The following is a 15,333-nucleotide window of genomic DNA, read 5'->3' on the forward strand; positions in this document are numbered from 1 at the left end:
ACGGAGAATGGAGCGACAAGCGGCTCTTGAGCGCATCGAAGAGCTTCGCCGTCTTTTAAATCAATATAATTATGAATATTATGTTTTGGATCGTCCATCAGTGTCTGATGCGGAATATGATCGGCTCATGCAAGAACTCATTATGCTAGAGGAAGCACATCCCGACTTAAAAACGAAAGACTCTCCGTCGCAACGCGTCGGTGGACAAGTGTTAGAGGCGTTTCAAAAAGTAGAGCATCGCGTGCCGATGCTTAGCCTTTCTAATGCTTTTAACGAAGGGGACTTGCGCGATTTTGATCGTCGCGTGCGCCAAGAGGTCGGAGATGATGTGGCGTATGTATGTGAATTAAAAATTGATGGACTTGCCGTCTCTGTCCGCTATGAGGATGGATATTTTGTCCAAGGTGCAACACGCGGAGATGGAGTTACAGGCGAAGACATTAGTGAAAATTTAAAAACAATCCGTTCGCTGCCGTTACGTCTGAGTGAGCCAGTCACTTTGGAAGCGCGCGGCGAGGCGTACATGCCAAAAAAATCGTTTGAATCGCTCAATGAGCGGCGCCGCGAACGCGGTGAAGAGTTGTTTGCCAACCCGCGCAATGCCGCTGCGGGTTCTTTGCGGCAACTTGACCCGAAAATTGCTGCCTCTCGCCATTTAGATATTTTTATCTACAGTTTGGCGAATGCGGAGGAATTAGGAATCGATTCGCATAGCGAAGCGCTTGATTATTTGCAGCGGCTTGGATTTAAAACAAATCCGGAACGATGCAAATGTGCGAACATCGATGAAGTCATTGAGTTTGTCAACAGTTGGCACGAGAAGCGCCCACAACTTTCTTATGAAATCGATGGGATTGTCATTAAGGTCGACTCATTTGAACAACAAGAGCAGCTTGGGACAACGGCCAAAAGCCCACGATGGGCGATTGCGTATAAATTTCCGGCAGAAGAAGTGGTGACGAAGCTCATTGGCATTGAATTGAGTGTTGGACGCACTGGGGTTGTCACACCAACAGCGATTTTAGAGCCAGTTCGTGTTGCTGGAACGATCGTTCAACGCGCTTCGCTTCATAACGAAGATTTAATTCGCGCGAAAGATATTATGATCGGTGACTATGTCGTTATAAAAAAAGCGGGCGACATCATTCCAGAAGTCGTTAATGTCTTGCCGGAGCGTCGGACTGGAGATGAAGTGCCGTTTTCGATGCCGACGCACTGCCCAGAGTGTGAAAGCGAACTCGTTCGCTTAGACGGGGAAGTCGCGCTTCGCTGCTTGAATCCTAAATGTCCAGCACAAATTCGCGAGGGCTTGATTCATTTTGTTTCCCGGCAGGCGATGAACATTGAAGGGCTCGGAGAAAAGGTGATCGCCCAATTGTTCAAAGAGGGGCTTGTGCATGATGTAGCTGATTTGTACACATTGACAAAAGAACAGCTCATCAATCTGGAAAGAATGGGAGATAAGTCAGCGACGAACTTGCTTCAAGCCATTGAAGCATCGAAGCAAAATTCGCTTGAACGCCTATTGTTTGGGCTCGGCATCCGCCATGTCGGAGCGAAAGCGGCAAAAATATTGGCGGAGCATTTTGAAACGATGGAGCGTCTGCAAACAGCAACAAAAGAGGAACTCCTTGGAATTTACGAAATCGGTGAGAAAATGGCTGATTCCATTATTGCTTATTTTTCAAATGAGGAAGTTAAAGAACTGCTTGAGGAACTTCGTTCTTATGGGGTCAATATGACGTACAAAGGAATGAAATCAGCCCAAGCGGTCGACAGCACTTCTTATTTCGCAGGCAAAACCGTCGTCTTAACCGGAAAGCTTGAAGCATTATCACGCAACGAAGCGAAGGAGAAAATCGAGCAACTCGGTGGAAAAGTCACTGGCAGCGTTAGTAAAAATACCGATTTAGTGATTGCCGGGACGGATGCGGGATCCAAGCTGGCAAAAGCGCAACAGCTCAATATCGAAGTTTGGGATGAAGCGCGCTTTCTTCAAGAAATCGAGCGGTAGGTGTTATAAATGATGAAAAAAATAGCTATATTAATCATCGCGACTGCATTTTTGCTGTCAGCATGCGCGCCAAAATTTGGCGAAGAGGAAGTAGTACAGGAAAAAAACGATAAACAGCAAAAAGCGGTCATTCCAAAATACAATATTTCTGATTCGTATTATCGGATGATATTGCCGTTTAAACCGTCGAAGTCGAGAGGGCTTGTCGTTGAAAATTTAAATACACGTTTAGATGTCGACGAATTTGAAACAGGGCTTATGCGCGTCGCTCAAGAACGTTTTTCCCCGAAAGACTACTTATTTCAAGAAGGTCAATTTTTAAAGAAAGAAACGATCCAAAGTTGGTTAAAGAGAAAAGATGAGGGCGATAAAGGTTTAAATCCAGCGTTAAGCAACAAAGGAACAAATGAAGAAAAGAATACAAAAAGTCCGATTTATTTGGCCGATATTTTAGAGCATGATTACTACACTAAAAACGGCGACAACAAAGTAGAATTAGGCGGCGTTGTTTTAGGATTAGCGTTAAACTCTGTTCATTATTATGAAACAGAACAAGGTTATCCGCGCGAGGTTGAGTTAACAGATGAAGTGATTGAACGGGAAGGAAAACAGCTAGCTGCGGAGGTCTTGTCGCGCGTCCGTCATATAGACGAATTAAAACATGTACCAATTACGATTGCGCTATTCAAACAGCAACCAAAAACATCGATCATTCCAGGACACTTTTTTGCGATGACAAACGTTGATGAAGACAGCACAACGATCGATAAATGGGAAAAAATTAATGAAGAATATGCATTATTCCCATCAGACGATGCTGAGAAAAACCATCGCGAAGATTTGATGAAGTTTTTAAATTTCAAATCAGATATTGAAGACTTTTTCCCGAACTATACAGGTGTAATCGGTAAGGCGTTTTATGTGGACGATCAACTGCAGCAGCTGACAATTAATATCCCAATGCAATTTTACGGAAAAGCAGAAGTGATCGCGTTTACGCAATATGTGACCGGGCTCGTGATGGAGAAGTTCCCTGATTATATCAATGTGAACGTCTATATTTCATCTGTCGGCGGTCCGGAAAGCATCATTGTTCGTCCAGCGAAATCTGACCAGCCATTTGTCCATATCTATCAATAAACTGTAACAATTGAATAAGTTTTCGTTATCCGTTAGAATGGTAGATGTGGGTTGTAAACGTTTTTATTATTTCGGCAAAGGGGGCGCAAGTTATGGTACAACCTTATAGACATGAACCATTTACAGATTTTACGGTAGAAGCAAATAAAAAAGCGTTTGAAGCAGGATTAAAAACGGTACAATCTTATCTTGGTCAAGATTATCCGTTAGTGATCGGCGGAGAACGCATTACAACGGAAGATAAAATCGTTTCTATTAACCCAGCGAACAAGGAAGAAGTAATTGGCCGCGTATCAAAGGCGAACAAAGAGCTAGCGGAAAAAGCGATGCAAACAGCAGATGCGGCATTCAAATGGTGGAGCAAAACGAAACCAGAAATGCGTGCGGACATTTTATTCCGTGCAGCTGCGATCATCCGTCGCCGCAAGCATGAGTTTTCCGCGTTGCTTGTGAAAGAAGCAGGAAAACCTTGGAGAGAGGCGGATGCGGATACGGCAGAAGCAATCGACTTTTTGGAGTATTACGGTCGCCAAATGTTAAAGTTAAAAGACGGAATTCCAGTAGAAAGCCGTCCGGGCGAAACAAACCGTTTCTTCTATATCCCGCTTGGCGTTGGCGTCGTTATTTCGCCTTGGAACTTCCCGCTTGCGATTATGGCTGGAACAACAGTAGCAGCTCTTGTAACAGGAAATACAGTTCTTTTAAAACCTGCCAGCACAACACCTGTTGTCGCTTATAAATTTGTTGAAGTATTAGAGGAAGCAGGGCTTCCAGCAGGCGTATTGAACTACATTCCAGGAAGCGGCGCAGAAGTGGGCGACTATCTAGTTGATCATCCGCGCACTCGCTTCATTAGCTTTACAGGTTCTCGCGATGTAGGTGTTCGCATTTACGAGCGCGCATCGAAAGTTCACCAAGGTCAAATTTGGCTCAAGCGCGTCATCGCGGAAATGGGCGGTAAAGATACAATCGTTGTCGACAAAGAAGCAGATTTAGAATTGGCAGCGCAATCGATCGTTGCATCAGCATTCGGCTTCTCAGGCCAAAAATGTTCAGCATGCTCTCGCGCGGTTGTGCTTGAAGAAGTATATGACCAAGTATTGAACCGCGTCGTTGAGTTGACGAAGCAGTTAACGATCGGCAACCCAGCAGAGCAAGGCACATTCATGGGTCCTGTGATCGACCAATCGGCTTACAACAAAATTATGGAATACATTGAAATCGGCAAGCAAGAAGGCAAGCTGATGACAGGCGGCGAAGGAGACGACTCCAAAGGCTTCTTCATCCAGCCAACAGTGTTTGCGGATGTCGATCCGAAAGCGCGCCTCATGCAAGAAGAAATTTTCGGTCCAGTCGTTGCTTTCACAAAAGCGAAAGACTTCGACCATGCGCTTGAAATCGCGAACAACACAGAATACGGCTTAACAGGCGCAGTCATTTCGAAAAACCGCTTCAACCTTGAAAAAGCGCGCGAAGAATTCCATGTCGGAAACCTTTACTTCAACCGCGGCTGCACAGGCGCCATCGTCGGCTACCATCCGTTCGGCGGCTTCAACATGTCTGGAACAGACTCTAAAGCTGGCGGCCCTGACTACTTGATTCTTCATATGCAAGCAAAAACGGTATCGGAAATGTTTTAATGAGGTAAACCTCTCTGCTTAGGCAGGGAGGTTTTTTATTTAACATAATTCACCGAGAAGTCTCCCACCTCTAAGCGAAGTGTAGGTAGGGGAGGTTCATAAAATTATATGATGCATCCAAATTATCATTCTTGTGTTCCTTAATTTATTGATTTTAGCGCTATATATGACGAGAACGAAGCGGTTTATTTTATAGCGTTTATGTATAGCTTGTTGTTGCGTGCGTCCTTCTTTTTGTTTGTATATGCTTATGGCTTTGCAATGTAGCAAATGCCTGAAGGCTTTGTAAACTTTGCTAGCGGCATATTGATTCTGTTTCCGCGGTTGGTATGGAGGTTTTTTATATATGGCGTGTTGGTGAATGCGGGGCATATTTTGGGGCATGGTAAAAAGCATTGAACGATTTCGTAACCACACATTAAGAGTATCATCTGTGGGGAAGATGTCAGTAACGGTATCCTCCCCAAAGCGGAGAGGGAATTTTCCATGAATCTCTCCCACCTACACTCCGTTTCAAAGTGGGAGACTTCTCAGTGGATATGTTAAAATAATCGACTTCGCATTTTGTATAACTCGCGTTCATTTATCGTTGTTTTGTGCATCACAAAATCTACATCAAGTTGGAGATTGTTAAGGCGTTCATTGTGGGTATCGACTTTTTCGTTGAGGGCCTGAATGTCTTGCTTCATCGCGGCGATTTCCCCGCGCATGTGGTGGATGTCCGTTGAGAGCACTTCCAGCTTTGCATCCGTTTCTTCTTGCCGGTGGAGAAGAGCGGTCATTAAGTCGTACAGTTCTTGTTGTCCGTTTTTCAGCGCTTGCTGTTCTTCTCTGATGATCTGCTGCTCCTCGCGAATCTCGCCTAACTCTTTTTGCATGTTAGTAACCGCGCTTAAAATTTGCTGCAACAATGGCTCGCTCATCGTCTCACCTTCTTTGCTTCCAAAACATATTATAACACTTTTCGACAGTAAGAAGGACAAAAAACTCCCCTGTTTTGAGGGGAGTTATGCTTGCACGGGGATCAACTGAAACGATTTCACGTCAAACAACCCTTGGTCGGTTAATTTCAATTCCGGAATGACCGGCAACGCTAAAAAGGCGAGGGTAATAAATGGGTTGAATTCGTCTGTTGCTCCGATCGCTGCGAGGGCATGATGAATTTGTTGCAAACTTTGCAATACATCTTCGTAATTTTTTGCCGTCATTAGTCCGCCGATTTCAAGCGGCAAATCAGCAAGCACGCTGTCGCCTTCTACCACGACAAGACCGCCATGTATTTTTTTCAAATGCTCAATCGCGGCGATGATATCGTCATCGTTTGTCCCAGTCGCGATGATATTGTGGGAGTCATGGGCGATAGATGCAGCAATCGCTCCTTTTTTCAGTTGAAAACCGTTCACGATGCCGACGCCGATTCCGAGCTTTCGGTGGCGTTCAACGACGACAAGCTTCAACAAATCCCATTCAATCGATGGCTGAAAGGCGCCGTTTTGCACATCGACTTGCGCAACTAAATGTTTTGTATGCAAATGGTTCGGAATGATTTGGATGACGTTGGCCCTTTGGCCATTTTGCAATGGAATTTGTAAGTCAGCCTCTGTCACGGCTTGCGCGTGAATAGAATGCGTTAACGCTGGCTCGATGTTCGCAGGTTTGGTTCTTGCAAACGTCGCTTTGCCGTCTTCTGCTACGAGGCGGCCATTTTTATAGACATGTGTAATCGAAAACGACTGTAAATCATCGACAAGCAAAAAGTCGGCATCATATCCTGGGGCGATCGCTCCTTTTGTGTGCAGCCGGTAACATTCCGCGGCGTTCAGCGTCGCCATTTGAATTGCCGTCACCGGATCGACTCCAGATTGAATAGCGAGACGAATGTTATGATCGATGCTCCCTTCGATGATCAAGTCATCTAAATGTTTATCGTCGGTACAAAATAAAAATCGGCGCGAGTTGTGGTTGTTGACGGCAGCAATGAGTTTTGCTAAATCTTTCGCAACCGATCCTTCGCGAATTAATACATACATGCCGCGGCGAATACGTTCGAGCGCTTCCGCAATGGTGACGCACTCATGGTCGGTTTTAATGTTCGCACTGGCGTACACGTTGACCGCTTGACGGTCCAGTCCAGCCAAATGACCGTCGATCTGTTTGTCTATTGAAATCGCTGCAGCCAGCTTATCGATCATATGCGAATGTTCATGTAAAAGGGAAGGATAATCCATTACTTCCGCCAAGCCAAGTACGCGTTCGTGGGAAAAAAATGGCGCGAGTTCTTGTGCTGTCAATACCGCTCCAGCATGCTCAAACGATGTCGCTGGCACGCAAGATGGCAACATGATATAGACGTCAAGAGGGACATGCTCCGAATCGTCAATCATGAATTGAATCCCCTTTGTTCCGGCAACATTGGCGATTTCATGAGGATCAGTAATGACTGTTGTGACACCGTGCGGCACGACGACGCGGGCGAACTCGCTCGGTGTGACCATTGATGATTCGATATGCACATGCCCATCGATAAGGCCGGGGCAGACATATTTTCCTTCGGCATCGATCGCCGCGTGCCCCTCATATTGTCCGATGCCGACGATGACCCCATCGACAATGGCGATATCGCCTTCTTCAATTTCATGAGTGAATACATTCACGATTTTTCCGTTTTTCACAACGACATCGGCCCGCTCTTTTTTTGCCGCGACGGCGAGCCGCTTCCATAATTGTTGCTTCATTGTTTTATCCTCCTCTTTTCTAACAACTCGATACGAGGAGAATTCCCTCGTAGTCAAACGATTTACGGTCGTTTGGTAGAAACTTTCGGACCATATTTCCGAAATTATACGAGCTGTTGTGTTGGTAGTCTGAAATTTTTTTCATTGTAAGACTGAAACGCATTTTCGTCAAATCTTTCTTCAAGTTCGTCTTCGCATTTCTGTCTAGAGCATATGTTGCTTCAACCGATGAAAGTTTGGTATCATCATAGTATTGTGAAAGGTCGAGAATACCGGAGGTGAATGGAATGTCAAGAATTTCGATCGATCAAGTAAAACACGTCGCCCATTTGGCGCGTTTAGCAATTACAGAAGAAGAAGCAGAAATGTTCACAAAGCAATTGGATGCGATTATTACATTCGCGGAGCAGCTCAATGAACTTGATACAGAAAACGTTCCGCCAACATCGCATGTGCTGAACATGAAAAACGTCATGCGTGAAGATGTACCGGCACAAGGCCTTCCGCTTGAGGAAGTGTTAAAAAACGCGCCGGATCAACGCGATGGACAATTCCGCGTGCCAGCGATTTTAGAATAAGGGAGGGCAGGACATGTCGCTATTTGATCATAAAGTTTCTGAATTACATAGCATGCTACATAAAAAAGAGATTTCTGTGTCTGACTTAGTCGATGAGTCGTTTAAACGCATCGCCGCTGTTGAAGATAAAGTGCAAGCGTTTTTAACGCTCAATGAAGAACAAGCGCGCGCGAAGGCGAAAGAGTTAGATGAAAAGCTTGCGACCGAAAAAGAATTCGGCTTGCTTTTCGGGATGCCGATCGGCATTAAAGACAATATCGTGACAAAAGGGCTTCGCACAACATGTGCCAGCAAAATTTTATACAACTTTGAACCGATTTATGATGCAACGGTCATGCAGCGTCTCAATGAAGCCGATGCAATTACGATCGGTAAGTTAAATATGGACGAGTTTGCAATGGGGTCTTCGACGGAGAACTCCGGTTTCCAGCTCACGCGCAACCCGTGGGATTTAGAGCGCGTACCAGGCGGTTCAAGCGGCGGATCTGCGGCAGCAGTAGCGGCGGGAGAAGTGCCGTTTGCGCTTGGCTCTGACACAGGCGGTTCGATTCGCCAGCCAGCGGCATTTTGCGGCGTCGTTGGTTTAAAACCGACATACGGTCGCGTTTCGCGCTTCGGGTTGGTAGCGTTCGCGTCATCGCTTGACCAAATCGGTCCATTTACGCGCACAGTCGAAGACAACGCCTACTTGCTGCAAGTGATTTCGGGACTTGACCCGATGGATTCAACATCGGCAAACGTCGATGTGCCTGATTATGTGTCTGCGTTGACAGGCGACATCAAAGGATTGAAAATCGCCGTGCCAAAAGAATATCTTGGTGAAGGCGTGTCGGAAGAAGTGCGCCAGTCCGTGTTGAATGCGTTAAAAGTGTTGGAAGGTCTTGGCGCCGTTTGGGAAGAAGTATCGTTGCCGCATTCGAAGTATGCGCTTGCGACGTACTACTTGCTTGCGTCTTCTGAGGCTTCAGCGAACCTAGCGCGCTTTGACGGCGTTCGCTACGGCTACCGCACGGACAACGCGAAAAACTTAATCGACATGTATAAGCAAACGCGCAGCGAAGGCTTCGGCAACGAAGTGAAACGCCGCATCATGCTTGGAACATTCGCTTTAAGCTCCGGCTACTATGATGCGTATTACAAAAAAGCGCAAAAAGTGCGGACTTTAATTAAACAAGACTTTGAAAACGTCTTTGAAAAATACGATGTTATCATTGGTCCAACAACGCCGACGCCAGCGTTCAAAATCGGCGAGAAAACAAGCGATCCGTTAACGATGTACGCAAACGACATTTTAACGATTCCGGTTAACTTGGCGGGCGTTCCGGGAATCTCCATCCCATGCGGGTTTGTGAACGGGCTGCCTGTCGGCTTGCAAATCATCGGCAAACATTTCGACGAAAGTACGATTTACCGCGTCGCGCACGCATTTGAGCAAGCGACCGATTACCATAAACAAAAACCAACGTTGTAAGGGGGGACATAGAAGATGAATTTTGAAATCGTCATCGGACTTGAAGTTCACGTTGAGTTAAAAACGAAATCAAAGATTTTTTCCAGCAGTCCAAACGCATTCGGAGCGCCCCCAAACACTCAAACAAGCGTCATTGATTTAGGTTATCCAGGGGTTCTCCCTGTGCTGAATAAGCAAGCTGTTGAATTTGCGATGAAGGCAGCGATGGCGTTAAACTGCGAAATCGCGACCGAAACGAAATTCGACCGGAAAAACTATTTCTATCCGGACAACCCGAAGGCGTACCAAATTTCGCAATACGACCAGCCAATCGGACAAAACGGTTGGATTGAAATTGAAGTGAACGGCAAAAAGAAAAAAATCGGCATTACGCGCATTCATTTAGAAGAAGATGCCGGAAAATTGACGCATACAGGCGACGGTTATTCGTTAGTTGACTTCAACCGACAAGGCACGCCGCTGATCGAAATCGTGTCGGAACCGGATATTCGTTCGCCGGAAGAAGCGTATGCGTATTTGGAAAAATTGAAATCGATCATTCAATATACAGGCGTATCCGATTGTAAAATGGAAGAAGGCTCGCTTCGCTGCGATGCAAACATTTCGCTTCGTCCAATTGGCTCGGACAAGTTCGGGACAAAAACCGAATTGAAAAACTTGAACTCGTTTAACTTCGTGCGCCAAGGGCTTGAATATGAAGCGAAACGACAAGAGAAAATCTTGCTTTCTGGCGGCGTGATCCAACAAGAAACGCGCCGTTTCGATGAAGCGACAAAAACGACGATTCTAATGCGCACAAAAGAAGGCTCCGAAGACTATCGCTACTTCCCAGAGCCAGACCTTGTCGTGCTTTATATTGACGACGAATGGAAAGAACGCGTCCGCGCTTCGATTCCAGAGCTTCCAGATGCGCGGAAAAAACGTTACGTCGAGGAATTAGGATTGCCGGAATACGATGCGAACGTCTTAACACTGACAAAAGAAATGTCCGATTTCTTCGAGGCGACGGTCGCTAACGGCGCCGATCCGAAGCTGGCATCAAACTGGCTGATGGTTGAAGTGTCCGGCTATTTAAATGCGGAACAAAAAGAGCTTCACGACATTGCGCTTACGCCAGAAAGCCTAGCTGGCATGATTAAGCTTATTCAAAACGGCACGATTTCATCGAAAATCGCGAAGAAAGTGTTTAAAGAGCTCGTTGAAAAAGGCGGCGATCCAGAACAAATCGTCAAAGACCAAGGGCTTGTGCAAATTTCCGACGAAGCGACATTACGCAAAATTGTGCTCGAAGTACTCGATGCAAATCCTCAATCGGTCGAAGACTTCAAAAACGGAAAAGACCGCGCGATTGGCTTCTTAGTCGGTCAAATTATGAAAGCGACAAAAGGACAAGCCAACCCGCCGCTGGTGAACAAGTTGTTGTTGGAAGAAATTAATAAACGGTAATGGGCGTCCCCGCTGTATCATCAGCGGGGATTTATAATATGCTCCCGAGTCTTTTTTTGCTTGTCATGGAGAAGGGACATAAGCGTATATGGAGCATACAGGAGGATATCGGCGTATTTTTGAGAATTTGGCATATATTCATCTGTTATCGGGGGAAATTCATACATATGCGGTCATATCCTTTTATTCCCTATTTGTAAAAGACATACAGCCATCGATACAATAATTAATACAATTATGTAACTATTCAGTATATTGAAAGCGGAGATTTTCTTTTACGGAAGGTATTGAAGGAAGTGACTTTGAAGTAGCTAGCGTTTTATTTTATCAAGATGGCACGCTGAGCTGTGATGAGGCAAAAAGTGTCACACATAACTTCCGTTTCTCTCTTCGTAAAGAAAGTGTCTCACTTTTATCCATTTTCTTAGCCTATTGCGCCAAGTTATCAACAAATGGAACAGGTTCTCGTAGAAAACAAAGCAGATTGCTAGCCTAGATCAAATGAGAATTTTGTATTTCACTTAATAACGGTCGCTGTCTGATGATCACAACTACCTATTCCCCTTGTCTGAACGGGGAAAGCGCGCTCGGTAAGAATCGCCAATTTATATAATCACTCTGTTTCTTTTTATATGCTATATGGTGGCAAAAGTCCTTGCCGAGAGTGGATTGAATCGTTTTTTGAAGAAGAAAGGTTTGATGAAAGGAAGCTTCAAATTCTCCAGTAACGTCACATTTGCGAGTTATTGAAATTTTCTTCGTACTGTTCCTCGTCGGTTTGATTCCAAATAGAGTCTGCATCTTCTCTTCCATAAATCCGTGTTTAAAAACTTTCCGTATTGTTTGAATTCCTGCAAATGACGTATTACCTACCGCATAGTAGACCTGGAAACATCTAAAATTTCGCTTTCGTGCATCATATAAACCGATTTTGTTCGGTTAATGAGGAGAATTTTCGTAAATTTTAACGGGACATCTCATGTTTGCTATGTATTTACATGAAAAAGTTGACCTATCTTGTGATTAATGATCGGATGCTGAATAGTTACATGATTGTTTTCTGTACGCGGCTTGTGTCAATTGGTCTGTGACCTGCTATCGTGTTTGGGCTATTTCCAACCCTGTAAAGGAGGAATTCCATTGCGTAAATATGCGGCGTTTATTGTAACGATTTTATTGTTCTTATCGTTAACAGCCTGTGGGACGGGAGAAAAAGCGGAAAAAGGAAGAATTGTCATTGCAGGCAAAAAATTCACTGAACAGGTGATTTTAACTCATTTACTGGCGGAATATTTAAAAGCTAACACAAAGTTAGATGTTGAAGTAAAAGATAGCTTAGGCGGCGCTTTTATGCTGGAGCAGGCGATTGAAAACGGTGATATAGATGCATACGTAGAATATACAGGTACTGGCTATTTAAATATCTTAAAAAATCAATACGATTCATCACAAACGCCAGATGAGGTGTACCAAGCGACGAAAAAAGGGTATAAGGAGAAATTTAATATCGCCTGGCTTAAGCCGCTTGGATTTAACAATACATATGCTTTGGCCGTAAGAAAAGAGTTAGCCGATAAGCTTGGAATCAAAACATGTTCTGATTTAGCTAAAAAATCGAATCAGCTCGTGTTCGGCTCAGATGCTGAATTTTTTGAACGGAGCGATGGATACGATGGGTTAGTGAAAGCGTACGGGTTTCATTTTAAGAAAACGACAAATATTGATCCTGATTTGCAATACGAAGCAGCAAAGAACGGAGATATTGATGTCATTACCGCTTATACAACCGATGCGCGTATTAAAAAATACAATCTCGTTGTACTTGAAGACGATAAACACTATTTTCCGCCGTATTACGCTGTGCCGATTATCCGTCAGGAAGTTTTAGATGCCAATCCGGGATTAGAAGAAGCATTAAACAAGCTTGGAGGAATATTATCTGATGAAAAAATGATGAAACTAAATGGAGAAGTAAATATCGAAGGCAAACAGCCAAAACAAGTTGCGATAGATTTCCTCAAGTCGGAAGGATTGATTCATTAATAGTTTATCCGAAGGAGGGATCGCATGATTCGGTTTGAAAATGTGCAAAAACGATACGATGATGGTTTTGTCGCTGTAAAAAATATGAATCTCGAAATTAAAAAAGGAGAGTTGGTTACGCTAATTGGTCCAAGCGGATGCGGAAAGACAACGACGATGCGCATGATTAACCGCCTAACGGAGCCGACATCCGGAAAGATTTATATTGATGGGGAGGATATTTCGGCTATAGATCCAGTTGAACTTCGGCGAAACATTGGCTATGTCATCCAACAGATCGGTTTGTTTCCCCATATGACGATTGAACAAAATATTGTGCTTGTTCCAAAATTGAAAAAATGGGAACCAGCCATGTATGAAAAGCGAGTCAATGAACTACTGGAGTTAGTTGGCTTAGATCCATTCACTTTTAAACAACGTTATCCATCGGAATTGAGTGGAGGCCAACAGCAGCGCGTTGGAGTTATTCGAGCTTTAGCGGCGGAACCTGACATTATTCTCATGGATGAACCGTTTAGCGCGCTAGATCCGATCAGCCGCGAGCAACTTCAAGATGATATTATGAGACTTCAAGAAGAAGTTCAAAAGACAATTGTGTTTGTAACTCATGATATGGATGAGGCGTTGAAAATTGCCAACCGCATCGCCATTATGAGGGAAGGGGAAATCGTTCAATTCGATACTCCTGATAGAATCTTGCGACATCCTGCCGATGATTTTGTACGTGGCTTTATCGGAGAAAACCGGCTTCAGCAGGGAGGTTCGTTCGTTCCGACAGCGAAAGATTTAATGTCTTCATTTGTTGTTACCTCCTCACCAAATCGTGGATTGGCCGAGGCATTTCGTTTGATGAAGGAAAAGAAAGTAGATAGCTTGATTATTACCGGTAAAAATCATGTATTCCTTGGGGTTGTGGCGTTAAAAGAGTTAGAAAAACATTATGGAAAAGAAGAATTGGTGCTGGGAGATATTGCAGATTACGATATCACGACATTAGAAAAGGATGCGGATGTGACAAGTGTAGCTGACGTGTTTCAACATAAAGATATAAATGTGATTCCAGTGCTAGAGGGAAATCGATTAGTGGGAGTGATCACAAGATCCAGCATGATGCGTGGATTGGCAGAATGGGAGTTTCATAAGCAACAGTGAGGGGGGACTGACAGGTGAATCTCATTCAGACCTTTGTGGAAAGAAAGCAAGATATTTGGATTGCTTTTCAAGAACATATATTATTATCGGGAATCTCGATGGCAATTGCGATTGTTGTTGCGGTTCCTCTCGGTATCGCATTGACAAGAAATAAAAAGCTTGCCGAGCCAGTGATTGGTATAGCTGCCATTATTCAAACGATTCCTAGCCTTGCGCTGTTGGGATTTATGCTGCCGATTTTCGGAATTGGAAAATTGCCGGCTGTTATCGCTCTGACGTTATACGCCTTACTTCCTATTTTAAGGAACACATATACAGGCATTCTTGGTGTAGATCCAGCATTGGTTGATGCAGGAAGAGGGATGGGAATGACATCTTGGCAAATTTTACGGATGGTCGAATTTCCGCTTTCCTTGCCAGTCATCATGGCAGGAGTGCGAACGGCCACCGTCTTGACGATTGGTGTAACTGCATTGGCGACGTTTATCGGTGCTGGCGGGCTTGGCGACCTCATTGACCGTGGCCTGCGCGTGGCGGATAAAAATCTTATATTAGCAGGCGCTATTCCTGCTGCTGTCTTGGCAATTCTGTTTGACCTTTTATTGAGGAAAATCGAAGATAAAGTAACGCCAAAAGGATTAAAGTCATAGTCAATGTGTTTGCATGATCCCGGAATGTGCTTCGGTGTTGAAAGGGCAATAACGTTGTACAAAGTAGAGTATGTCCGATCAGCATGAAGTCATAAGTTTAATATGAAGAAACGACCTCTCCCACCTAGAATTTGCTTAGAGGTGGGGGATTTCCATTAAAGAATAAACGCAAAGAGAGATTTATTAATTAACAACGCGGGCTGTAGCCTATACGGCGGACGAGCTAATGGTAGCGCTCGTTGCATGTCATATAACTTATCACCGTTATTATCGGAATGGCCCAAGAGTAAATGTAAGGAATTGCGATGATATGACAATTTCATGATTGTATATCAATTGAGACATATGAACCTCTCCCACCTACATTTCATTTAGAGGTGGGAGTTTCTTACTACTCGATCAAAGAAGCTTCAACGCAGAAGAAGGCGGTCTTCTTCGGCTCGATAAGAGGATCGGAAGCCTTC

At 44.5% G+C, this 15,333-nt stretch carries 11 protein-coding genes and 1 riboswitch; of the genes, 9 read left to right on the plus strand and 2 right to left on the minus strand.

Going from position 1 to position 15,333, the window contains the following annotated elements; translation table 11 throughout:
- The first annotated feature begins 7 nt into the window (after positions 1-7).
- From ligA to pruA, 3 genes are all read left to right on the plus strand, one after another.
- Positions 8-2,014, plus strand: a complete 2,007-nt coding sequence (gene ligA / locus N667_RS0115515) for an NAD-dependent DNA ligase LigA (protein WP_027410403.1) — start codon at positions 8-10, stop codon at positions 2,012-2,014.
- A 12-nt stretch (positions 2,015-2,026) separates the two neighbouring features.
- Complete coding sequence (locus N667_RS0115520) at positions 2,027-3,154, plus strand: CamS family sex pheromone protein (RefSeq protein WP_027410404.1); 1,128 nt, start codon at positions 2,027-2,029, stop codon at positions 3,152-3,154.
- A 92-nt stretch (positions 3,155-3,246) separates the two neighbouring features.
- Complete coding sequence (pruA, locus tag N667_RS0115525) at positions 3,247-4,794, plus strand: L-glutamate gamma-semialdehyde dehydrogenase (protein WP_027410405.1); 1,548 nt, start codon at positions 3,247-3,249, stop codon at positions 4,792-4,794.
- A gap of 542 nt (positions 4,795-5,336) precedes the next feature.
- Here pruA and N667_RS0115535 read toward each other — a convergent pair.
- Both N667_RS0115535 and ade read right to left on the minus strand, forming a co-directional pair.
- Positions 5,337-5,717 (minus strand): hypothetical protein, encoded by a 381-nt coding sequence (locus N667_RS0115535; protein ID WP_027410407.1) that lies wholly within the window; start codon positions 5,715-5,717, stop codon positions 5,337-5,339.
- An 84-nt stretch (positions 5,718-5,801) separates the two neighbouring features.
- Positions 5,802-7,529: an adenine deaminase gene (gene ade, locus N667_RS0115540; protein ID WP_027410408.1), complete on the minus strand. Its 1,728-nt coding sequence runs from the start codon at positions 7,527-7,529 to the stop codon at positions 5,802-5,804.
- A gap of 30 nt (positions 7,530-7,559) precedes the next feature.
- Positions 7,560-7,661: riboswitch (purine riboswitch) on the minus strand.
- Between the two features lie 155 nt (positions 7,662-7,816).
- Here ade and gatC point away from each other — a divergent pair.
- The 6 genes from gatC (at position 7,817) to N667_RS0115575 (ending at position 14,869) form a co-directional block, all read left to right on the plus strand.
- Entirely contained in the window at positions 7,817-8,107 is a 291-nt protein-coding gene (gene gatC / locus N667_RS0115545; RefSeq protein ID WP_027410409.1) for an Asp-tRNA(Asn)/Glu-tRNA(Gln) amidotransferase subunit GatC, read from the plus strand.
- A gap of 13 nt (positions 8,108-8,120) precedes the next feature.
- The gene (gene gatA / locus N667_RS0115550; protein WP_027410410.1) at positions 8,121-9,578 is read left to right on the plus strand and encodes an Asp-tRNA(Asn)/Glu-tRNA(Gln) amidotransferase subunit GatA; all 1,458 of its coding nucleotides are present in this window, start codon (positions 8,121-8,123) and stop codon (positions 9,576-9,578) included.
- A gap of 15 nt (positions 9,579-9,593) precedes the next feature.
- A complete protein-coding gene (gatB, locus tag N667_RS0115555; protein WP_027410411.1) occupies positions 9,594-11,024 on the plus strand; it encodes an Asp-tRNA(Asn)/Glu-tRNA(Gln) amidotransferase subunit GatB in 1,431 nt (476 codons plus the stop codon).
- A 1,140-nt stretch (positions 11,025-12,164) separates the two neighbouring features.
- Entirely contained in the window at positions 12,165-13,067 is a 903-nt protein-coding gene (locus tag N667_RS0115565) for a glycine betaine ABC transporter substrate-binding protein (RefSeq protein WP_027410413.1), read from the plus strand.
- 24 nt (positions 13,068-13,091) lie between these two features.
- A complete protein-coding gene (locus tag N667_RS0115570; protein WP_027410414.1) occupies positions 13,092-14,219 on the plus strand; it encodes an ABC transporter ATP-binding protein in 1,128 nt (375 codons plus the stop codon).
- A gap of 14 nt (positions 14,220-14,233) precedes the next feature.
- Positions 14,234-14,869 (plus strand): ABC transporter permease, encoded by a 636-nt coding sequence (locus N667_RS0115575; protein ID WP_027410415.1) that lies wholly within the window; start codon positions 14,234-14,236, stop codon positions 14,867-14,869.
- Positions 14,870-15,333 lie beyond the last annotated feature (464 nt).

Source organism: Anoxybacillus tepidamans PS2, assembly GCF_000620165.1.
Lineage (GTDB): Bacteria > Bacillota > Bacilli > Bacillales > Anoxybacillaceae > Anoxybacteroides > Anoxybacteroides tepidamans_A.